Origin of the sequence: Achromobacter sp. E1 (genome assembly GCF_037039475.1) — a bacterium.
GTDB classification, from domain to species: domain Bacteria; phylum Pseudomonadota; class Gammaproteobacteria; order Burkholderiales; family Burkholderiaceae_B; genus Achromobacter; species Achromobacter mucicolens.
In genome coordinates, this window is the sequence record NZ_CP146253.1 from 741,884 (window position 1) to 764,154 (window position 22,271).

The following is a 22,271-nucleotide window of genomic DNA, read 5'->3' on the forward strand; positions in this document are numbered from 1 at the left end:
AGTGTCGTTCAATACAAAATACTGGCTGCACCGTCAGCAGCCAGCCAACACAATTACACCCCACCGTGCGCCGATCATCGAGCCCCAGGCTCTGATCGCCACGCGTTGCGCTTCTTCCAAGATTGGAGCTGTTGCCTAACCCGCAGCTGCTCAACCAGTTACGCCTGACGACCATAGCAAGGTGGTCCCACTCCTTCCCATCCCGAACAGGACAGTGAAACGCCTTTGCGCCGATGATAGTGGACGGACGTCTGTGAAAGTAGGTCATCGTCAGGCTTTTATTGCGCAAACCCCCACAGGTAAGCCTGTGGGGGTTTGTTTTTAGTGAGAACCTATGTTCCATGCAGCCGAAGGAGATTCTCCAGCTCGGCGGCGATGCAGGACAGAGTGCAAATTAGGCAGAAGCCGGTTGCAATCGCTGCAAAAATGGTGATATAGTTACGGGCTTGGCTGCTACCGAAAGATCAGGGTTTATCCTGACATTTCGATAGCTGCTAGGGCAGGACGAAAGTCCTGGCGAGACCTGAAGAGGTCGCCGCAAGCCAAGTGACGCAACTGCGTAAAGCAAAAAGCGAAGCTGACTTGACAAGCGATAAAAACTTCTTCATAATCTCGTTTCTCTGCTGCAACGACAGCGACGACGCAAACGTGAAGTTAGCCGAAGTTGAGAGCAGAAACCAGTAGTACAGAATTTAGCAGTACCGCTCTTTAACAACTAAACAACCGATAAGTGTGGGCGCTTGATGCGAGTGCAGCGATTGGGTTTCGGCCTTATCGCAAGCACAAGAAATCAAGTGCTCACTAGAAGTGAAGTACCTTAGACGTCAAGTTTAAGAACATACCTCACTTCCTTTGAGTAGCGACGTATGACCTGGTTTGGATTTATTCAGACCAAGAATACGAAACAAATACAGAGATTAAACTGAAGAGTTTGATCCTGGCTCAGATTGAACGCTAGCGGGATGCCTTACACATGCAAGTCGAACGGCAGCACGGACTTCGGTCTGGTGGCGAGTGGCGAACGGGTGAGTAATGTATCGGAACGTGCCTAGTAGCGGGGGATAACTACGCGAAAGCGTAGCTAATACCGCATACGCCCTACGGGGGAAAGCAGGGGATCGCAAGACCTTGCACTATTAGAGCGGCCGATATCGGATTAGCTAGTTGGTGGGGTAACGGCTCACCAAGGCGACGATCCGTAGCTGGTTTGAGAGGACGACCAGCCACACTGGGACTGAGACACGGCCCAGACTCCTACGGGAGGCAGCAGTGGGGAATTTTGGACAATGGGGGAAACCCTGATCCAGCCATCCCGCGTGTGCGATGAAGGCCTTCGGGTTGTAAAGCACTTTTGGCAGGAAAGAAACGTTCCGGGTTAATACCCCGGGAAACTGACGGTACCTGCAGAATAAGCACCGGCTAACTACGTGCCAGCAGCCGCGGTAATACGTAGGGTGCAAGCGTTAATCGGAATTACTGGGCGTAAAGCGTGCGCAGGCGGTTCGGAAAGAAAGATGTGAAATCCCAGAGCTTAACTTTGGAACTGCATTTTTAACTACCGAGCTAGAGTGTGTCAGAGGGAGGTGGAATTCCGCGTGTAGCAGTGAAATGCGTAGATATGCGGAGGAACACCGATGGCGAAGGCAGCCTCCTGGGATAACACTGACGCTCATGCACGAAAGCGTGGGGAGCAAACAGGATTAGATACCCTGGTAGTCCACGCCCTAAACGATGTCAACTAGCTGTTGGGGCCTTCGGGCCTTGGTAGCGCAGCTAACGCGTGAAGTTGACCGCCTGGGGAGTACGGTCGCAAGATTAAAACTCAAAGGAATTGACGGGGACCCGCACAAGCGGTGGATGATGTGGATTAATTCGATGCAACGCGAAAAACCTTACCTACCCTTGACATGTCTGGAATGCCGAAGAGATTTGGCAGTGCTCGCAAGAGAACCGGAACACAGGTGCTGCATGGCTGTCGTCAGCTCGTGTCGTGAGATGTTGGGTTAAGTCCCGCAACGAGCGCAACCCTTGTCATTAGTTGCTACGAAAGGGCACTCTAATGAGACTGCCGGTGACAAACCGGAGGAAGGTGGGGATGACGTCAAGTCCTCATGGCCCTTATGGGTAGGGCTTCACACGTCATACAATGGTCGGGACAGAGGGTCGCCAACCCGCGAGGGGGAGCCAATCCCAGAAACCCGATCGTAGTCCGGATCGCAGTCTGCAACTCGACTGCGTGAAGTCGGAATCGCTAGTAATCGCGGATCAGCATGTCGCGGTGAATACGTTCCCGGGTCTTGTACACACCGCCCGTCACACCATGGGAGTGGGTTTTACCAGAAGTAGTTAGCCTAACCGCAAGGAGGGCGATTACCACGGTAGGATTCATGACTGGGGTGAAGTCGTAACAAGGTAGCCGTATCGGAAGGTGCGGCTGGATCACCTCCTTTCAGAGCTTATGTGCTCGTGTTAAGCGTCCACTCTTATCGGTTGTTTGATATAGCTGGGATCAGTTGTAGGCTTGGGTCGAGGGAATCTTCCCTAGGTCTTCAGCTTCCTGACTACTGATCCGAGAAGGTTTTGGGTCTGTAGCTCAGTCGGTTAGAGCACCGTCTTGATAAGGCGGGGGTCGTTGGTTCGAATCCAACCAGACCCACCAGGTATTTCGCGGCAAGCGAAATATGGGGGTGTAGCTCAGCTGGGAGAGCGCCTGCTTTGCAAGCAGGATGTCATCGGTTCGATCCCGTTCACCTCCACCATTGATTCTCATTGATCGCCGGTGGCGATGTAGAGGCCAACTCATAGTGTCGTCAGTCACGACGTTATGAGTTGGGTTTTACCCAACAGCTATATTTGTTCTTTAACAATCTGGAAGAAGCACAACGAAAATGTGTTCATCAAGTAATCAGCGTTGCTGATGAAGATGGGCACGGGTTGTGATTGCATTATTTTTTGTTCCAAGTTCTCAAGACTGGGGTGATAAGCCTCAGACTGCTTTGAAACTTATGAACGGCACAAACGCTAATACTCAGGTCCTATAGCCTACAGCGTTATAGGATCAAGCGACTAAGTGCATATGGTGGATGCCTTGGCGATCACAGGCGATGAAGGACGTAGTAGCCTGCGAAAAGCTGCGGGGAGCTGGCAAACAAGCTTTGATCCGCAGATATCCGAATGGGGAAACCCACTGCAGCAATGCAGTATCCCTAGCTGAATACATAGGCTAGTGGAAGCGAACCGGGTGAACTGAAACATCTCAGTAGCTCGAGGAAAAGAAATCAACCGAGATTCCGAAAGTAGTGGCGAGCGAAATCGGATGAGCCTTTACGTTTTAGCGCGCAGGATAGTCGAACGGAATGGAAAGTCCGGCCGTAGCAGGTGATAGCCCTGTAGACGAAATTCTGTGTGTGGAACTAAGCGTAAGACAAGTAGGGCGGGACACGTGAAATCCTGTTTGAAGATGGGGGGACCATCCTCCAAGGCTAAATACTCGTGATCGACCGATAGTGAACCAGTACCGTGAGGGAAAGGCGAAAAGAACCCCGGAAGGGGAGTGAAATAGATCCTGAAACCGTATGCATACAAACAGTAGGAGCCTCCTTGTGGGGTGACTGCGTACCTTTTGTATAATGGGTCAGCGACTTACATTCAGTGGCAAGGTTAACCGAATAGGGAAGCCGTAGCGAAAGCGAGTCCGAATAGGGCGATTTAGTCGCTGGGTGTAGACCCGAAACCAGATGATCTATCCATGGCCAGGTTGAAGGCACGGTAACACGTGCTGGAGGACCGAACCCACTAATGTTGAAAAATTAGGGGATGAGCTGTGGATAGGGGTGAAAGGCTAAACAAATCTGGAAATAGCTGGTTCTCTCCGAAAACTATTTAGGTAGTGCCTCAAGTATTACTGCGGGGGGTAGAGCACTGTTATAGCTAGGGGGTCATGGCGACTTACCAAACTATGGCAAACTCCGAATACCCGCAAGTACAGCTTGGGAGACAGAGCACCGGGTGCTAACGTCCGGACTCAAGAGGGAAACAACCCAGACCGCCAGCTAAGGTCCCGAATTATCGCTAAGTGGGAAACGAAGTGGGAAGGCATAGACAGTCAGGAGGTTGGCTTAGAAGCAGCCATCCTTTAAAGAAAGCGTAATAGCTCACTGATCGAGTCGTCCTGCGCGGAAGATGTAACGGGGCTAAGCGATAAACCGAAGCTGCGGGTGTGCACTTTTAGTGCACGCGGTAGGAGAGCGTTCTGTAAGCCTGCGAAGGTGGCTTGTAAAGGCTGCTGGAGGTATCAGAAGTGCGAATGCTGACATGAGTAGCGATAAAGGGGGTGAAAAGCCCCCTCGCCGTAAGTCCAAGGTTTCCTGCGCAACGTTCATCGGCGCAGGGTGAGTCGGCCCCTAAGGCGAGGCAGAGATGCGTAGCTGATGGGAAGCTGGTTAATATTCCAGCACCGTCGTACAGTGCGATGGGGGGACGGATCGCGGAAAATCATCAGGGTGTTGGATGTCCCTGTTGCTGTATCGAAGATGGCGCTTAGGCAAATCCGGGCGCGTAAATCAAGGGTATGGCACGAGCGAGCATTGCTTGCGAAGTGATCGGAAGTGGTTCCAAGAAAAGCCTCTAAGCTTCAGCTGTACGAGACCGTACCGCAAACCGACACAGGTGGACGGGATGAATATTCCAAGGCGCTTGAGAGAACTCAGGAGAAGGAACTCGGCAAATTGATACCGTAACTTCGGGAGAAGGTATACCCCGGTAGTGTGAAGCGCCTGCGCGCTTAGCATGATGGGGTCGCAGAGAATCGGTGGCTGCGACTGTTTATTAAAAACACAGCACTCTGCAAAGACGAAAGTCGACGTATAGGGTGTGACGCCTGCCCGGTGCCGGAAGGTTAAGTGATGGGGTGCAAGCTCTTGATCGAAGCCCCGGTAAACGGCGGCCGTAACTATAACGGTCCTAAGGTAGCGAAATTCCTTGTCGGGTAAGTTCCGACCTGCACGAATGGCGTAACGATGGCCACACTGTCTCCTCCTGAGACTCAGCGAAGTTGAAGTGTTTGTGATGATGCAATCTACCCGCGGCTAGACGGAAAGACCCCATGAACCTTTACTGTAGCTTTGCATTGGACTGTGAACCGGCCTGTGTAGGATAGGTGGGAGGCTTTGAAGCGTGGTCGCTAGATCACGTGGAGCCATCCTTGAAATACCACCCTGGTTTGTTTGCGGTTCTAACCTTGGTCCGTTATCCGGATCGGGGACAGTGCATGGTGGGCAGTTTGACTGGGGCGGTCTCCTCCCAAAGTGTAACGGAGGAGTTCGAAGGTACGCTAGGTACGGTCGGAAATCGTGCTGATAGTGCAATGGCATAAGCGTGCTTGACTGTGAGACTGACAAGTCGAACAGGTGCGAAAGCAGGACATAGTGATCCGGTGGTTCTGAATGGAAGGGCCATCGCTCAACGGATAAAAGGTACTCTGGGGATAACAGGCTGATACCGCCCAAGAGTTCATATCGACGGCGGTGTTTGGCACCTCGATGTCGGCTCATCTCATCCTGGGGCTGTAGCCGGTCCCAAGGGTATGGCTGTTCGCCATTTAAAGAGGTACGTGAGCTGGGTTTAAAACGTCGTGAGACAGTTTGGTCCCTATCTGCCGTGGGCGTTGGATACTTGACGGAGCCTGCTCCTAGTACGAGAGGACCGGAGTGGACGTACCTCTGGTGTACCGGTTGTCATGCCAATGGCATTGCCGGGTAGCTAAGTACGGAAGAGATAACCGCTGAAGGCATCTAAGCGGGAAACTCGTCTGAAGATTAGGTATCCCGGGGACTTGATCCCCCTGAAGGGTCGTTCGAGACCAGGACGTTGATAGGTCGGGTGTGGAAGCGCAGTAATGCGTTAAGCTAACCGATACTAATTGCCCGTGAGGCTTGATCCTATAACACTGATGGTTATTGACCTGGTGATATAGCGTTCCAAGTGTCGTTCAATACAAAATACTGGCTGCACCGTCAGCAGCCAGCCAACACAATTACACCCCACCGTGCGCCGATCATCGAGCCCCAGGCTCTGATCGCCACGCGTTGCGCTTCTTCCAAGATTGGAGCTGTTGCCTAACCCGCAGCTGCTCAACCAGTTACGCCTGACGACCATAGCAAGGTGGTCCCACTCCTTCCCATCCCGAACAGGACAGTGAAACGCCTTTGCGCCGATGATAGTGGACGGACGTCTGTGAAAGTAGGTCATCGTCAGGCTTTTATTGCTCAAAACCCCGCAGGTATCCCCTGCGGGGTTTTGTCTTTAGTGAGAGCCCTGCCGGTTGCGGCAAGAGGTGGGTTGCGGCGAGAGCTGCGAACCCTTTAGTTCAAGCGGGCGTCAGGTTCGCGTTGCAGTACCCCAGATTCGAACGGTTGACCGTTGTGTCAACTGCTCAAGTAGTTACGCTTGACGACCATAGCAAGGTGGTCCCACTCCTTCCCATCCCGAACAGGACAGTGAAACGCCTTTGCGCCGATGATAGTGGACGGACGTCTGTGAAAGTAGGTCATCGTCAAGCTCTTATCCTCAAAGCCCCACCGGTATCCGGTGGGGCTTTGTCTTTGGCACTCCAGTTGGCCTGCGAGCCGCGCCAATGTTGGATGTGCACAAATAACAACGGCCGTGGGTGGGGTGGCTTTGTGCGGTAAGATTGTTCGAGTCAATTCGTTGGAGCGTTATCGTGAGTGAACCCCAGACCCCCGTGCCCGGTACGACATTGGACCTTCGCACGTTGACCCACGTGGCCTATGGCTTGTATGCCTTGGGCTTTCTGACGAGTGGATTTCTGGGCATCGCCACGATTGCGGCTGTGGTGCTCATGTATCTCAAGCGATCGGACGCCGCAGGCACCGTGTACGCCGCTCATTTTGACTGGCTTCTGCGCACGTTCTGGTGGGCATTGCTGTGGCTGGCCATCAGCGGGATCGCGACCCTCATCTTCATCGGATGGATTGGCGTGGCCGCAACCATCGTATGGGTGCTCTATCGTCTGATTCGTGGCTGGCTGTCGTTGCTGGAAGGTGGCGCGCCCACGTCTTACGCGTGAGTACTGGTAGTACCCCTGGAAAGGCCGGCAGCGATGCCGGCCTTTTTGCATGGCATGAACGTGTGGGGAGATGCCCACCAGCCGCCCACCTTCAGGGCGCGATCAGCGGCAAGGTTGTGGATACGTCGTTGAGGTGTCGTTGAGGTGTTGTTGCCGTGGATGCGTCGAGCTTCGATGTGACGCGGTGTCAAAGCTGCGGTGCGGGATAGCTGCTCGCGCCCGCGTGACACGATGGCTGGCGGTGCGCCAGCGCGGCCTGGCCTCGCGGTCGACGAGGGCACCGTGAAGCGAGCTTAGCGGCGCCTCGTGTGTCTGTCGGCGTGTGGCATGAGCGCAGTTGGTGACGCGGGTAAGGAAGCGCGGCGTGCAGGCATGCAGCGGCACGTCAGACCAGGCGAACTGGCTTTTCAATCAAGCGGGAATGTCCACGATCGTGGCGATGAGGCACTGCGAGGGGGCTTGCTTGGTGGCGTTGAGCTCGCCCGGCCTGAAGCCAGGGCGTCGCGACAATCCAAAGGCAGGGACGTACGCCGTACGCCCTTTGCCTGCTTACTTCAGATGTGCGTTGACCAGTTTGGTCAGTTCGAACATCGTGACCTGATCCTTGCCGAAGATCGGGCGCAGCTTGGCATCGGCGTTGATGTTGCGCTTGTTGCTGGCATCTTGCAGGTTGTGCTTCTTGATGTATTCCCAGATCTTCTTGGTGACCTCGGTACGCGGCACGGCTTCCGAGCCGATGACAGCGGCCAATTCGGCGCTGGGGGTCAGCGGCTTCATGAATGCAGCGTTCGGCTTGCGCGCGGTCGCGGGTTTGGAGGTTGTGGCCATAATGCGGCGCTCCTTCTCTGGCTGTTGGAAAAATTGTCCTGCGGCCGGAGCATAACGTGTCTCTCCAGTAAAGACAAAGGCATTTATCCTCTGTAGCAACTAAAATGCACCGACCGTCCCCACTATCACGTCATTCTGTAACGTCCTATGTACGCACGTTCTCCGTTGGAATCGATTCGGCTTTTTCATGACGAATTGACGGCGCTTCGGCGCGATTTGCATGCTCATCCGGAATTGGGTTTTGAAGAAGTCCGCACGTCGGGCATCGTCGCCGGTGCGCTGGAAGCGTTGGGCATCGAGGTGCACCGTGGGATCGGCAAGACCGGTGTGGTGGGCGTGATCCGTGGCAAACGGTGCGACAGCGGCCGCATGATCGGATTGCGCGCCGACATGGACGCTTTGCCCATGACTGAGGACAACACGTTCGGGCACAAGTCGACCAAGCCGGGACTCATGCACGGCTGCGGTCACGACGGCCATACGGCGGTGTTGATCGGCGCGGCCAAGTATCTGGCGCAGACGCGCAATTTTGATGGCACGGCCGTGTTGATCTTTCAACCAGCGGAAGAAGGGCGCGGCGGGGCACGCGCCATGCTTGAGGACGGCCTGTTTGACACCTTTCCGTGCGATGCAATCTACGCCTTGCACAACTGGCCGGGCCTGAAACCGGGCACCATCGGCATCAACCCGGGGCCGATGATGGCGGCTGCTGATCGCTTCGAGATCCTGATCACAGGTCGAGGCGGACACGGGGCGCATCCTTATCAGACGATCGATCCGGTGACCATCGCGGGTCAGATCATCACGGCGTTGCAGACGATCGTTTCGCGCAACGTGAACCCGCTGGATTCGGCGGTGCTGTCGATCGGTTCGGTGCAGGCCGGCCACCCCGGCGCGATGAGCGTGATTCCGCGCGAAGCGCGGATGGTGGGCACGGTGCGGACATTCCGCAAGTCGGTCCAGGAAATGGTCGAGACGCGCATGCGCGAGCTAGTGAGCGCAATTGCCGGTGCGTTCGGCGGCACCGCCGAAGTGGTGTACGAGCGCATTTATCCCGCGACTTTGAACACCCCTCAGCACGCCAATTTGGTGGCCGACATCGCAACCGAGATGATCGGCAAGGAAAACGTGGTGCGCGATTTGGTACCCTCGATGGGTTCCGAAGACTTTTCGTTCATGTTGCAGGCCAAGCCGGGCGCTTATTTCCGCCTTGGCCAGGGCGGGGCCGATTCAGGCTGCTTGCTGCACAACCCGCATTTCGATTTCAACGATGCCGTCATTCCCCTAGGCAGCGCGATGTTCTGCGCACTGGCCGAACGGGGCATGCCGCTGGCAGATTAAGAAGCCTTCCATGTCTACTCAAAGCACGACTCAACTCACCATCACCCGTCCCGACGACTGGCATCTGCATTTGCGCGACGGCGCGGCGCTTGAAGCCGTGGTCGCCGATACGGCGCGCCAGTTTGCCCGCGCCATCATCATGCCTAACCTGAAGCCCCCGGTCACGACGACGGAGCAGGCGTTGGCCTATCGCGGCCGCATTCTGGAAGCGCTTGCGAAGACGGGCGTCAACCCGGATTCGTTCACGCCCCTGATGACGCTTTACCTGACTGACAACACGCCGGCCGAAGAGATCGTGCGCGCGCATGCATCGGGCCACGTCTATGCGGTCAAGCTGTATCCCGCGGGCGCCACGACCAACTCGGACGCGGGCGTGACCGATTTGCTGGGCAAGTGCACCAAGGCGCTGGAAGCCTTGCAGAAGTGTGGGATGCCGTTGCTCGTGCATGGAGAAGTGACGGATCCGTCGATTGACGTCTTCGACCGCGAGGCCATTTTTGTCGAGCGCGTGATGAAGCCGTTGCGGCGCGCCTTTCCGGCATTGAAGGTGGTGTTCGAGCACATCACGACGAAGGAAGGCGCCGAGTACGTGCGCGATGCGGAAGGTCCGATTGCCGCGACGATTACGCCGCAGCATATGCTTTACAACCGCAATGCGATCTTCCAGGGCGGTGTGCGGCCTCATTGGTACTGCCTGCCGATTCTCAAGCGCGAGACGCACCGCCTTGCGTTGGTCGAGGCAGCAACCAGCGGCAGTCCGCGCTTTTTCCTGGGGACGGATAGTGCGCCGCACGCGCGCGGTCTGAAGGAACATGCCTGCGGCTGCGCGGGTTGCTACACCGCGCTGCATGCAATGGAGCTGTATGCCACCGCGTTCGAGGCGGCAGGCAAGCTCGACAAGCTGGAAGGGTTTGCCAGCTTCCACGGCCCGGATTTCTATGGTCTGCCTCGCAACACCGGCACCTTGACGCTGTCGCGTGAAACTTACCAGGTGCCTCAGGAACTGGCGTTCGGCAATACGACGCTCGTCCCGCTTGCCGCCGGCGAAGCGCTGGAGTGGCGCGCCCACGTTTGAGGGCCTTGCGGCTGGAGCCGACGTGAAAAGGGGTGAGCGGCTTTGCCGGTCACCCCTTTTTTTGTGCCGCCGAGCGGCCCATCTATATATAGCAGTGCTGTCAGAGTGTGCCGTCGCGCCGAGCTTCGAGCAATTCCCAGCGTGCGAATTTCTCTTCGAGTTCGGCTTCCAGTTTGGCAAGTTCGCCATTGATGCGCTCGACCTCGTCCGGTGCGTCGCGATAGAGACTGCCGTCTGCCAGCTTGCCCGCCAGTTCCGCCTGCTTGGCCTCGAGCGCGGCGATCGCGTCAGGCAGGCCTTCGAGTTCGCGCAGGTCCCAGGCGTTGATCTTGCCCGCCTTCGCAGGCTTGGGGCGCGCGGCTTTCGCGCGAGCGGCATTGTCGTCGGCGGACTTGGCAGTCTTGTCGGCGTCGGTCTGCGGCGTGGCGGGCGCGGGGCGCTGTGAAACCCACTCGTCGTAACCGCCCACGTAATCGCGCCAGTGGCCGTCGCCTTCGTAGGCGATGGTCTGAGTCACCACGTTGTTGAGGAAGGCGCGGTCATGGCTGACCAGCAGCACGGTGCCGGCATATTCCTGCAGCAGCTCTTCCAGCAGTTCCAGCGTTTCGATGTCAAGGTCGTTGGTGGGCTCGTCCAGCACCAGCACGTTCGCGGGGCGCGCAAAGAGCCGCGCCAGCAACAGGCGCGCGCGTTCGCCGCCCGACAGGCTGCGCACGGGCGAGCCGGCGCGTGCCGGCGAAAACAGGAAATCGCCGAGATAGGTCATCACGTGCTTGCGCACCCCGCCGATCTCGACCCATTCGCTACCCGGACTGATGATGTCGACGAGCGAGGCGTTTTCGTCAAGCTGCGCGCGCATCTGATCGAAGTAGGCGACTGCGACGTTGGTGCCCAGCCGCGTCGCGCCGGTGTCGGGTTGCAGTTCGCCCAGAATGAGTTTGAGCAAAGTGGTCTTGCCTGCGCCATTGGGTCCGATGATGCCAATGCGGTCGCCGCGCAGCAGGGTTGTGGAATAGTCGTCGACCACGATCTTGTCGCCGAACCGCTTGCTGACGTGCTCGAGTTCCGCCACGAGCTTGCCGGACCGTTGGCCTTCGGCCAGCGCCAGCGATACGTTGCCGACGCGCTCGCGGCGTTCGGCGCGCTGCACGCGTAGGCTTTCCAGGCGGCGCACTCGGCCTTCATTGCGCGTGCGGCGCGCTTCCACGCCCTTGCGGATCCAGACTTCTTCCTGTGCCAGCAGTTTGTCGAAACGCGCCTGCTCCAGCCGCTCGGACTCCAGCCACTGCGCCTTGCGCTCCTGCCATTGCGAGAAATTGCCGGGAAAGCTCAAGAGACGGCCGCGGTCGAGTTCGACAATGCGGGTGGTGACGGCATCCAGGAAGCGGCGGTCGTGGGTGATGATGACCGCGGCGCCTTTCCAGGCGCGCAGCATGTCTTCCAGCCAGGCAATGCCTTCGAAGTCCAGATGGTTGGTGGGTTCGTCGAGCAGCAGCAGATCCGGTTCGTCGATCAAGGCGCGGGCGAGGGCGACGCGCTTGCGGGTGCCGCCGGACAATCCCGCGATTTGCACATCGGCGGGCAGGCCCAGCTTTTCGATGACGGCGCGCGCGCGCGAGGGGCGCTGCCAGTCTTCGTGGTCGCCGTCCGTGTTGCACACGACATCGAACACCGTGGCATTGTCGTCGAGCTCGGGCTCTTGTTCGACGGTGGCCACGCGCAGGCTGGAGCTGCGGGCGATGGCGCCGTCGTCTGGCTGCGTGCGGCCGTCGAGCAGCCTGAGGAGCGAGGACTTCCCTGCGCCATTGCGGCCGATGAGGCCTATGCGTTCGCCGGACTGGATGGCGAAGTCGGCATGGTCGAGCAGCGGATGGTGCCCATACGCGAGCTGGACGTCGGTCAGGGTGATGAGAGTTTCGAGGGCCATGTGGTTGTTGGTGTCTGCGGCAGCTAAGCGGATCAGCGCGTATTGTCGCAGGAACGCGAGGCCCCGGTCTTGCTGCCGCCGGGCGCCCCGGGGGACAGAGCGGGCGCCTGTAATAGAATACGTGCTGCAAGACGGGTTGGACGATCGCGGTGGGTGCGAGCTCATCGAGGAAGGTCCGGACTCCACAGGGCAGGGTAACGGCTAACGGCCGTCCGGTCGCGCTTTCGGGCACGGCTGAGGAATAGGACCACAGAGACGAGACTGCGGCGCGGGCGCGCTTTGCGCGCACTGATACGGCCATCTCCGTATTGCGCCGACCGGCAACGGGCGGCGGCATCGCAGGGTGAAACGCGGCAACCTCTATCCGGAGCAACATCAAATAGGCATGCGTGCGGCCTCACGGCCGTGACGGGCGGCTCCGTCCGAGCATGCGGGTAGATGGCTACAGCGGCTCAGCAATGATCCGCGCAGAGGAATGATCGTCCGCCAGGGCAACCTTGCGTACAGAATCCGGCCTATAGACCCGTCTTGCATTGAATTCTTCCGGCGCGCGCGGATCTGGACGAGGCCGCGCGGCCGTCTGGCGTCCCACGCGCCAGTTTATTTTCACTTCCAGGGTCGCCGCTCCGGCGGGAAGCCTCGCCAACAGGAAGGATCGACCGGGCGGCAGACGGTAACTTGACCCCATTAGCTGCTACTTCTGAAGTAGGACTTTTAGAGTATGTCGCAACCTCCTGATTTATTGGGAGGTTTTTCTTTTTGCGTATTTACAAGTTGATCTAAGTCCTTGTTGTGATTGAAAAAATTGCAACCACGCGCTTGACCGCCCCTGTGCCCATACCGTAGAGTGGGAAATAGTAGGAAATTGTGCAATTAAGTGGGGTAAAAGTGGTGTTTCAGGGAAGCAGCGCGCTCACGCTGGATGCCAAGGGACGGATCTCGATTCCGACCCGGCATCGTGACGCGCTCATGTCGCAGGCCGAAGGCCGGCTGACCCTGACCCGCCACCCCGACGGCTGCCTGCTGGTGTATCCGCGGCCCGAGTGGGAAAAGAAGCGCGAGCAGATCGCGGCTTTTCCCATGACGGCCCGCGCGCTGCAGCGGCTGTTGCTGGGCAACGCTCAGGACGTGGAACTGGACGGCTCCGGCCGGGTCCTGATCGCTCCTGAACTGCGCAACGCTTCCGGTATGACGCGCGATGTGATGCTGCTCGGTCTGGGCTCTCACTTCGAGCTGTGGGACGCCGCTACCCTGGCCAGCCGCGAGGCTGAAGACTTGGCCAAGGGTATGCCGGACGTGTTGAACCAGTTTTCGTTCTGAAAGAGTTATGGAATTCGAACATCGGCCCGTCCTCCTGGCGCCGACGGTGGACGCGCTTTTGCTGCCCGGTTTCGGCGGCAAGGGCGCGGCACGGTCGCAGCCGCAGGGTGGGCAGGATGTGGCTACGCGAATCGAAAGTGGCGTCTTTGTCGACGGCACGTTCGGACGGGGTGGCCACAGCCGAGAATTGCTTGGCCGGCTGGGCAAGCAAGCCCGGCTGATCGTGTTTGACAAGGACCCGCAGGCCATCGCGGTTGCCAACACCCTGGCGGCCGAGGATGCGCGGGTCACGGTAGTGCATGGGGGCTTTGCCACCATGGCTGAAGAATTGGAGCAGCGCGGCATCGGCAAGGTCGATGGCGTGATGCTGGATCTGGGCGTTTCGTCGCCTCAGATCGACGATGCCGAGCGCGGCTTCTCGTTCATGCGAGACGGCCCGCTCGATATGCGGATGGACACCACTCGTGGTCCCACGGTGGCGGATTGGCTGGCGCAAGCCAGTGTGGATGAGATGCGGGAGGTCATAGCGGATTATGGCGAAGAACGGTTTGCTTTTCAGGTTGCAAAGGCGATTGCTGCTCGCCGCGCAACAAGGCCGCTGCGCACCACGCTCGAGCTTGCCGAGTGCGTCGCCAGCGCCGTCCGCACGCGCGAAAAGGGGCAACATCCGGCCACACGCACCTTTCAAGCTTTACGGATTTACATCAATCGGGAACTCGAAGAGCTCGCGCGCACCCTCGCGTCAGCTTTAGACCTGCTTGCCCCAGGGGGGAGGTTGGCGGTGATCAGCTTTCATTCGCTTGAAGACCGCATGGTCAAGCAGTGCATCGCGGCGGCGGCTCGACCGGCTGCGGCGCATGCACGCCTGCCCCTGCGCGAAAGCGAAATGCCCCAGCCTGTCGTCCGTTCCCTTGGCAAGGTCGTGGCCGAAGACGATGAAGTCTCGTCCAACGCCCGTGCCCGTTCGGCCATCCTGCGCGTGGCCGAGCGCACCGAAACACCGCTGCCCCCCGAGGGCGGCTTTGCATTTGTGAAGATCGGCTCGCTGCCCGGCAGCGACCTCGCCCCGCCGCCCCGTCGCGGCGGCAAGGGAGGGCGCCGCTGATGGGTCGCGTCAACCTGATCGTTGCGGCTTTGCTGATGCTGTCGGCCATTTCCCTGGTCACCAGCCGGTATCAGTCGCGCCAGCTCTTCGTGGAGTTGGGGCGCGATCAGGCGCATGCGCGCGACCTGGAAACCAATTGGCGGCGCCTGCAGCTAGAGCGCGCCGAGCTGGCCCGCAATGCGCGGGTCGACGCCATTGCGCGTGACGGCCTGAAGATGATTCCCATCGTGCCGGATCGCACCCTCTATATGAATCAGGCGCCCGTGCCCGCGGCCGCCGGAGGCTCGCAATGAAGCGCGTGCCCTTCTTCGACAACCCCGTGCTGCGCGGGCAGCTGCCCACATGGCGCGCCCGCCTGGTCCTGATCCTGCTGTTTGGCGGGTTCACCGTGCTGGCCGGCCGTGCGCTGTTCCTGCAGGGGTTGTCGACGGAGTTCCTGCAGCAGCAGGGCGAGCGCCGCTACGAGCGCACACTGACATTGGCCGCCACGCGCGGCAAGATCATGGACCGCAACGGCGCGGTGCTGGCATCCAGCGTGCCTGCGCGCGCCATCTGGGCCATTCCCGAAGACGCGAAGCAGGCCACGCCCGCGCAGGTCGACGCGCTGGCCAAGCTGCTGGAGACGCCTGTCGGCGACCTGCGCCGCCGCTTCGTCGACGAGGACAAGAACTTCGTGTACCTGAAGCGCCAGGTCTCGATGGACGTGGCCGACAAGATCAAGCAGCTGGGCATGCCCGGCGTGCACCAGCAGCCCGAAACGCGCCGCTACTACCCGGATGGCGACGTGATGGCCCACGTGGTGGGTTTCAACAGCGTCGAGGATCAGGGCCAGGAAGGCGTCGAGCTGACGTTCAATCAGCAGTTGTCGGGGCGCCCGGGAAGCCGCCGCGTCATCAAGGACCGGCTGGGACGCGTCATCGAAGACGTGCAGGCCGTCACGTTGCCGGTGGACGGCCGTGACCTGCGCCTGTCCATCGACACGCGCCTGCAGTACCTGGTGTTCAAGGAACTGAAGGACGCCATGGACAAGCACCGCGCAAAGGGTGCGACGGCCGTGGTCGTTGACGTGCATACGGGTGAGATCCTGGCGCTGGCCAACGTGCCGACCTTCGATCCGAACAACCGCGAAACCTTCCACGGCGCCAACCTGCGCAACCAGGCGATCACGGACACGTTCGAGCCGGGCTCCATCATGAAGCCGTTCACCGCCGCGCTGGCGCTGGACCTGGGGCGCATCAGCACGTCGACGCAATTCGAGACGGGCAACGGCCGGTTCACGTATCAGGGCAGCACGATCAGCGACGTCAGCCGCAACGGCACGCTGGACGTGGCGGGCGTGCTGCGCAAGTCCAGCAACATCGGCATGACGATGATCTCCGAGAAGCTGGAATCCCGCGAAATGTGGGACCGCTTCACCGAATTGGGCCTCGGTCAGGCGCCTCAGGTGGGATTTCCCGGCGCCGCGCCGGGCCGTCTGCGTCCTTGGGAGCGCTGGCGCCTGATTGAAAAGGCCACCATGGCCTATGGCTACGGCCTGTCCGTGTCGCTGCTGCAGGTGGCCCGCGCCTATACCGTTTTTGCCCGCAACGGCGACATGGTGTCGCTGACCCTGGTCAAGCGCGACAGCGATCCGACAAGCGTGAAGATCTACTCGCCCAAGACGACGGCGCTGGTGCGCGCCATGCTCGAGGCGGCCACGGGCCCCGACGGCACGAAAGCCGCGCAGGTGCAGGGTTACCGCGTGGCCGGCAAGAGCGGCACCGCGCGCAAGATCGTGGACGGTAAATACAGCACGCAACGTTACCGCAGCTCGTATGTGGGCTTTGCCCCGGTGTCGGATCCCAAGATCGTGGTGGCCGTGTCCATCGACGAACCGACAATCGGCGGCTATTACGGCGGCGCCATTGCCGCGCCCGTGTTCTCCCATATCGTGGGGGGGAGCCTGAGGTTGATGGGGGTGCGGCCAGACGCACCGTTTGAATCCACGATTGTTGCTGGTATCAAGGAGCCAGGCAGATGAGCGCCAACGGCTTCCACTCTTCCCCTGCCGCCACGGTTGCCGAGACCGTGGCGTGGTTGCATGAGCGCGTGTCGCTGGCCGCGCATCTGAAGCTGGACTCGCGCGACATCGAGCCCGGCGACGTGTTCGTCGCCTGCCCGGGCCTTTCCAGCGACGGCCGTCTCTATATAGACAAGGCGTTGGCGCTGGGCGCCAGCGCGGTGCTGTTCGAAGCGCCGGCCACCGATGCCGTGCTGGCCGCGTCGGCCGGCACGCCCATGCTTGCCGTGACGGGCCTGCGCGCGTTGCTGGGAGAGCTGGGCGACACCTGGTATGGACGTCCGTCGGCCGCGCTGGCGGTGGTTGCCGTGACGGGCACCAACGGCAAGACCTCTTCGGTGCAATGGATTGCGCATGCCCTGAGCCGCAACGAAAAGGCTTGCGGCACGATCGGCACGCTGGGCGCCGTGCTGCCCGATGGGCAGACGCTGGGCGGCAGCCTGACGACGCCCGACGTGCTGACGGTGCATCGCACGCTGGCCGCGATGCGCGACGCCGGCGCGAAAGCCGTGGCCATGGAGGCCTCGTCGATCGGCATCGAACAAGGCCGCATGGACGGCGTGCGCGTCGCGCTGGCCGCCTTCACGAATCTGACGCGCGACCATCTGGACTATCACGTCACGATGGAGCGTTACGAAGCGGCCAAGGCGCGCCTTTTCAGCTGGCCGGGTCTGACTGCGGCAGTGATCAATGCCGACGATGAGGCGGGACGGCGGATGCTCGCCGCCTTGCCGGAAGGCGTGTCGCCGATGGGCTACAGCCTGAGCGACGATCCCGCAATCCCCGCCGCGATGCGTGCCCGCGATCTGCAGGCGACGTCGCAGGGCCAGATCTTCACGCTGGTGTCCCCGCACGGCGAGGCGCAGATCGTGACGCGCCTGCTGGGGGCGCATAACGTTTCGAACCTGCTGCTGGTGGCGGGCGTGCTGTACAAGCTGGGCCTGCCGTTCGCGCAGATTGCGCGCGAGCTGGCCGCAACCGATCCGGTCGATGGCCGTCTGCAGACCGTGGAGCCCGCCGTCAGCCTGCCGGCGCATGCGGCCCGCGGTCCGCTGGTGGTGGTGGATTACGCCCACACGCCTGACGCGCTCTCGCGCGCGCTGCTGGCGTTGCGCGCCGTCGCCACGGCGCGTTCCGGGCGCCTGGTGTGCCTGTTCGGTTGCGGCGGCGAGCGCGATCCGGGCAAGCGCCCCGTCATGGGCGCGATCGCCGCGGAGCTGGCGGATCACGTCGTTGTCTCCAGCGACAATCCGCGCACCGAGTCGCCCGAGGCGATCGTTCAGCAAATCCTGGCCGGCATTCCCGAAGCGGTGCGAGCCGACGTGGAAGTCGACCGCGCGCGCGCCATCCTGCAGACGATCTGGGCGGCTTCGCCCGAAGATGTGGTGCTGCTGGCGGGCAAGGGACACGAAACCTACCAGGACATCGGCGGTGAAAAGCTGCCGTTCGACGACCGCGAGTGGGCGCGCGTGGCGCTGCTGTTGCAGCAGACGCCGGGCGTATCCACGGACACGCGCCGCATTGGCGAAGGCGAGCTCTTCGTCGCGCTGGTTGGTGAGAACTTCGACGCGCACGACTATCTGGACCAGGCCGCCTCGCGCGGCGCCTGCGCGGCGCTCGTTGCGCATCGGGTCGCCGATGCCGGGCTGACGCAGCTGGTCGTGGGCGATACGCGCGTTGCGCTGACGCGCATTGGCGCCGCCTGGCGCTCGCGTTTTTCGCTGCCCGTGGTGGCGGTGGCCGGCAGCAATGGCAAAACGACCACCAAGGAAATGATCTCTGCGATGCTCGCCGAATGGCAGGGCGAAGCGGGGCGCCTGGCCACGGCCGGCAACCTGAACAACGATATTGGCGTGCCGCTGACGTTGCTGCGCCTGCGCCGCGAGCATCGCGCCGCCGTGTTCGAACTGGGCATGAACCATCCGGGCGAGATCGCGCAGTTGGCCGCCATTGCCGCGCCGACCGTGGCGCTGGTCACCAATGCGCAGCGCGAACATCAGGAATTCATGCACACCGTCGAGGCGGTTGCGCACGAGAACGGCGCCGCGATCACCGCGCTGCCGGCGGATGGAGTCGCGGTATATCCCGGAGATGAACCGTACTCGGCCATCTGGGACGCGCTGGCCGCGCCGCGCCGCGTACTGCGGTTCGGGCTGCAGCCGGGGTTGGATGTCTATGCCGAGCAGATCATCGCGGAAGTGGACGCCACGCGCTGCCGTGTCGTGACCCCGGTCGGCGTTGCCGATCTGACGCTGCCGGTGGCGGGGCTGCACAACCTGCGCAACGCGCTGGCGGCCATCGCCAGCGCGATCGCCGCGGGTGCGCCGCTGGAGACCGCGGTGCGGGCGCTGGCGGGATTCAGCCCCGTGGCCGGCCGCATGCAGCACAAGCGAATGAGTGACGGAACGCTGCTCATCGATGACACCTACAATGCCAACCCCGATTCGGTTCGCGCAGCCATCGATGTACTTGCGCGCATTGCCGGCACGCGCGTCCTGGTGCTGGGCGACATGGGCGAAGTCGGGGACAACGGCCCCGCCATGCACGTCGAGGTGGGCAATTACGCGCGCGAGCATGGGCTCGACGCATTCATCACGCTAGGCGAAGCCAGCCGGGCGGCCGCCGCCGCATTCGGCCCTGGCGCGCACGCCTGCGCATCGGTAGACGAAGTCGTTGCCGCCTTGCGCGGCTTGCGCCCGTCCTGCGTATTGGTAAAAGGATCGCGCTTTATGCGCATGGAGCGGGTAGTGACGGCTTTTTCTTTGAATGAAGGTTCGGCAGCCTCGGGGCAGGGAGAGCAGCATGCTGCTTGAGATCGCCCGTCTGCTTTCTGACGATGTGCGCGCGCTGGGGGTATTTGAATACATCACCCTGCGCGCCGTGCTGGCGTGCGCGACGGCGCTGGTGATCGGCCTGGTGGCCGGCCCGCGCGTGATCCGCAAGCTGACCGAAATGAAGATCGGCCAGGCCGTGCGCACCTACGGCCCCGAATCGCATCTGGTCAAGACCGGCACGCCCACGATGGGCGGTGTCCTGATCCTGATTTCCATCGCCATCAGCACCTTGCTGTGGGCAGACTGGACGAACCGCTTCGTGTGGGTCGTTCTGCTGGTGACCTTCGGGTTTGGCTGGATCGGCTGGCGCGACGACTATCGCAAGGTGGTCTATCGCGATCCCGAAGGGATGCCGGCGCGGCAAAAATTCTTCTGGCAAGCCACCATCGGCATGGTGGCTGCGGTGTATCTGGCCTTCGCGGTGTCCGCGCCCGCCAACACGGAACTGTGGCCCCTTTTCAAGGCATGGGTGGGCAGCGGCTTCACGATGTCCCTGCCGACGCGCGCCGACCTGATCGTGCCGTTCTTCAAGACGGTGAGCTATCCGCTGGGCGTGCTCGGTTTTGTGGCGCTGACGTGGGCCGTGATCGTCGGCACCAGCAACGCCGTGAACCTTACCGATGGCCTGGATGGCCTGGCGATCATGCCGACCGTGATGGTCGGCAGCGCGCTGGGCATCTTCGCGTACGTGGTCGGCCGCGTCGACTATTCGAAGTACTTGCTGTTTCCGTACATCCCCGGCGCATCGGAACTGATGGTGCTGTGCGCGGCGATCGGGGGCGCGGGGCTCGCATTTTTATGGTTCAACGCGTATCCGGCGCAAGTGTTCATGGGCGACGTCGGCGCGCTGGCGCTGGGCGGCGCGTTGGGCACGATTGCAGTCATCGTGCGCCAGGAGATCGTGCTGTTCATCATGGGCGGCGTGTTCGTGGTCGAGACCCTTTCGGTGATGATCCAGGTGACCTGGTTCAAGTACACGAAGCGACGTTATGGAACAGGTCGACGCATTTTCCGCATGGCCCCGTTGCATCATCACTTTGAAGTGGGCGGCTGGAAGGAAACCCAGGTGGTCGTGCGTTTCTGGATCATCAGCATGATGCTGGTGCTGATTGGCCTCTCCACGCTGAAGTTGCGATGAACATGATGGAAACCTCCCGCGTAGATGCGCCGCTCGTTCTGATCCTTGGATTGGGCGAGACGGGTGTCGCCGCCGCTCGCTGGTGCGCCCGACAGGGCGCCCGCCTGCGCGTGGCCGACACGCGCGCGGAACCGGGAGGTCTTGCCGCGCTGCGCGAGTCGCTGGCGCAAAACGAAGTGGAATACCGCCTGGGTTGCGACGCGTCGTTCGCAACCGATCTGCTGGACGGCGTGTCGCAGGTTGTGCTGAGCCCCGGCCTGGCGCCTGCCCAGGCGCCGGCCGCCGACCTGCTGCGCGAGGCCGAGGCCCGCGGCATCGAAGTCGTCGGTGAAATCGAACTCTTCGCCCGCGCGCTGGCGGATCTGGCCACGGCCCGCGAATACCGTCCGCGGCTGCTGGCCGTGACGGGCACCAACGGCAAGACCACCGTCACCGCGCTGACCCGGCAACTGGTCGAAGCCAGCGGCCTGACGGTGGTGGCCGCCGGCAACATCAGCCCTGCGGCGCTGGCCGCGCTGATGGACGCACTGGACACGGACACGCTGCCGCAGGTGTGGGTGCTGGAACTGTCCAGCTTCCAGCTCGAAACCACGCGCACGCTGATGGCCGATGCGGCCGTCGTGCTGAACGTGACCCAGGATCACCTTGATTGGCATGGCGGCATGCAGGCGTACGCCCAGGCCAAGGCGCGCTTGTTGAAGATGGCGCGCGTGGCCATCGTCAACCGCGACGACCCGCTTACCGTGGAGATGGTGTCCGCGCTGAACGCCATGCACGTGCGCAGCTTCGGCCGCGATGTGCCTGAACTGGTCGGCGACATGGGCCTGGAACTGGGGCAGGGCGTGGCATGGCTGACGGCCTGCGAACCCAACGATTTCGACGAACCGGCGCCGCCCACGCGGCGCAAGAAGGATGCGCCCGAACCCGTGCGCGCCAAGGGCCGCATGAGCCGCCTGATGCCCGTGGACGCCTTGCGCATCCGGGGCATCCACAACGCGTTGAACGCGCTGGCCGCCTTGCAGCTTGCCCGCTGCCTGGACCTGGGCTGGGGCGCCATGCTGCGCGCGTTGCGCGACTACGCGGGCGAGCCGCATCGCGCCGCCTTCGTGCGCACGATCGGCGGCGTGGATTACATCAATGACAGCAAGGGCACCAACGTGGGCGCCACCGTGGCCGCGCTGGAAGGCCTGGGTCAGCCTGTGGTGCTGATCGCCGGCGGCCAGGGCAAGGGCCAGGATTTCTCGCCGCTGATTCCTGGGGTGTCGCGTCATGCGCGCGCAGTGATGCTGATCGGCCTGGACGGCCCCGAGATCGGACGTGTGCTGGAGCCGACCGGCGTCAAGTGCATCACCGTCGAAACGCTGCGCGACGCCGTGCGCGGCGCGGCCGAACTGGCTCAGCCCGGCGACGCGGTGCTGCTGTCGCCGGCCTGCGCCAGCCTGGACATGTTCCGCAATTACCCGCATCGCGGGCAGGTGTTCGTGGAAGAGGTCGAAGAACTGGCCCGCGACCGTGGGGAAGTGGCATGATCCGCAACGCCGCTTCCCGGGCGAATTC

General features: G+C 61.3%; 12 protein-coding genes, 2 tRNA genes, 5 rRNA genes and 1 other RNA gene. 18 read left to right on the forward strand and 2 right to left on the reverse strand.

The genetic code is table 11. The annotated features are described in order from the left end of the window. The first annotated feature begins 163 nt into the window (after positions 1 to 163). The 8 genes from rrf (V6V88_RS03365) to V6V88_RS03400 all read left to right on the forward strand — a co-directional run bounded on the left by rrf (V6V88_RS03365) (position 164) and on the right by V6V88_RS03400 (position 7,087). Positions 164 to 276: ribosomal RNA gene (gene rrf / locus V6V88_RS03365) — 5S ribosomal RNA — on the forward strand. A gap of 643 nt (positions 277 to 919) precedes the next feature. Then, a 16S ribosomal RNA gene (locus tag V6V88_RS03370) occupies positions 920 to 2,450 on the forward strand. Between the two features lie 132 nt (positions 2,451 to 2,582). Next, positions 2,583 to 2,659, forward strand: a tRNA-Ile gene (locus V6V88_RS03375). A gap of 24 nt (positions 2,660 to 2,683) precedes the next feature. Then, positions 2,684 to 2,759: transfer RNA gene (locus tag V6V88_RS03380), tRNA-Ala, on the forward strand. Between the two features lie 297 nt (positions 2,760 to 3,056). Further along, positions 3,057 to 5,941: ribosomal RNA gene (locus tag V6V88_RS03385) — 23S ribosomal RNA — on the forward strand. Between the two features lie 203 nt (positions 5,942 to 6,144). Then, a 5S ribosomal RNA gene (rrf, locus tag V6V88_RS03390) occupies positions 6,145 to 6,257 on the forward strand. Between the two features lie 189 nt (positions 6,258 to 6,446). Continuing rightward, positions 6,447 to 6,559, forward strand: a 5S ribosomal RNA gene (rrf, locus tag V6V88_RS03395). Together the 16S, 23S and 5S rRNA genes with 2 tRNA genes alongside form the textbook arrangement of a ribosomal RNA operon. A gap of 162 nt (positions 6,560 to 6,721) precedes the next feature. Beyond that, on the forward strand, positions 6,722 to 7,087 hold the full coding sequence (locus V6V88_RS03400; protein WP_056320734.1) for a hypothetical protein: 366 nt from the start codon (positions 6,722 to 6,724) through the stop codon (positions 7,085 to 7,087). Between the two features lie 549 nt (positions 7,088 to 7,636). Here V6V88_RS03400 and V6V88_RS03405 read toward each other — a convergent pair. Continuing rightward, a complete protein-coding gene (locus tag V6V88_RS03405; protein ID WP_006217453.1) occupies positions 7,637 to 7,915 on the reverse strand; it encodes an SWIB/MDM2 domain-containing protein in 279 nt (92 codons plus the stop codon). Between the two features lie 147 nt (positions 7,916 to 8,062). Between V6V88_RS03405 and V6V88_RS03410 the strand changes: the two genes are divergently transcribed. Then, the gene (locus tag V6V88_RS03410; RefSeq protein ID WP_056569330.1) at positions 8,063 to 9,256 is read left to right on the forward strand and encodes a M20 aminoacylase family protein; all 1,194 of its coding nucleotides are present in this window, start codon (positions 8,063 to 8,065) and stop codon (positions 9,254 to 9,256) included. Next, the gene (pyrC, locus tag V6V88_RS03415) at positions 9,252 to 10,331 is read left to right on the forward strand and encodes a dihydroorotase (protein WP_128830111.1); all 1,080 of its coding nucleotides are present in this window, start codon (positions 9,252 to 9,254) and stop codon (positions 10,329 to 10,331) included. The genes V6V88_RS03410 and pyrC overlap by 5 nt, the downstream gene beginning before the upstream one ends. Positions 10,332 to 10,431: 100 nt before the next feature. Here pyrC and V6V88_RS03420 read toward each other — a convergent pair whose 3' ends face one another. Further along, positions 10,432 to 12,258, reverse strand: coding sequence for an ATP-binding cassette domain-containing protein (locus tag V6V88_RS03420; protein ID WP_223574276.1), 1,827 nt, complete (start codon positions 12,256 to 12,258; stop codon positions 10,432 to 10,434). 128 nt (positions 12,259 to 12,386) lie between these two features. On the opposite strand from V6V88_RS03420, the gene rnpB reads away from it, so the two are divergent. The 8 genes from rnpB to murD all read left to right on the forward strand — a co-directional run bounded on the left by rnpB (position 12,387) and on the right by murD (position 22,243). Further along, positions 12,387 to 12,792, forward strand: an RNA gene (rnpB, locus tag V6V88_RS03425) — RNase P RNA component class A. 357 nt (positions 12,793 to 13,149) lie between these two features. After that, positions 13,150 to 13,578 (forward strand): division/cell wall cluster transcriptional repressor MraZ, encoded by a 429-nt coding sequence (gene mraZ, locus V6V88_RS03430; protein ID WP_056322651.1) that lies wholly within the window; start codon positions 13,150 to 13,152, stop codon positions 13,576 to 13,578. A 7-nt stretch (positions 13,579 to 13,585) separates the two neighbouring features. Further along, complete coding sequence (rsmH, locus tag V6V88_RS03435) at positions 13,586 to 14,683, forward strand: 16S rRNA (cytosine(1402)-N(4))-methyltransferase RsmH (RefSeq protein WP_223574278.1); 1,098 nt, start codon at positions 13,586 to 13,588, stop codon at positions 14,681 to 14,683. Then, complete coding sequence (gene ftsL / locus V6V88_RS03440) at positions 14,683 to 14,976, forward strand: cell division protein FtsL (protein ID WP_056320744.1); 294 nt, start codon at positions 14,683 to 14,685, stop codon at positions 14,974 to 14,976. The genes rsmH and ftsL overlap by 1 nt, the downstream gene beginning before the upstream one ends. Further along, positions 14,973 to 16,703 carry a penicillin-binding protein 2 gene (locus tag V6V88_RS03445; RefSeq protein WP_056320746.1) on the forward strand — a complete coding sequence of 577 codons (1,731 nt, stop codon included), beginning with the start codon at positions 14,973 to 14,975 and terminating at the stop codon, positions 16,701 to 16,703. Before ftsL ends, V6V88_RS03445 begins: the two co-directional genes overlap by 4 nt. Next, positions 16,700 to 19,555 carry a bifunctional UDP-N-acetylmuramoyl-L-alanyl-D-glutamate--2,6-diaminopimelate ligase MurE/UDP-N-acetylmuramoyl-tripeptide--D-alanyl-D-alanine ligase MurF gene (murF, locus tag V6V88_RS03450; protein ID WP_223574280.1) on the forward strand — a complete coding sequence of 952 codons (2,856 nt, stop codon included), beginning with the start codon at positions 16,700 to 16,702 and terminating at the stop codon, positions 19,553 to 19,555. The genes V6V88_RS03445 and murF overlap by 4 nt, the downstream gene beginning before the upstream one ends. Then, on the forward strand, positions 19,545 to 20,714 hold the full coding sequence (gene mraY / locus V6V88_RS03455; protein ID WP_056320752.1) for a phospho-N-acetylmuramoyl-pentapeptide-transferase: 1,170 nt from the start codon (positions 19,545 to 19,547) through the stop codon (positions 20,712 to 20,714). The genes murF and mraY overlap by 11 nt, the downstream gene beginning before the upstream one ends. Continuing rightward, on the forward strand, positions 20,711 to 22,243 hold the full coding sequence (murD, locus tag V6V88_RS03460) for a UDP-N-acetylmuramoyl-L-alanine--D-glutamate ligase (RefSeq protein WP_223574281.1): 1,533 nt from the start codon (positions 20,711 to 20,713) through the stop codon (positions 22,241 to 22,243). The genes mraY and murD overlap by 4 nt, the downstream gene beginning before the upstream one ends. Positions 22,244 to 22,271 lie beyond the last annotated feature (28 nt).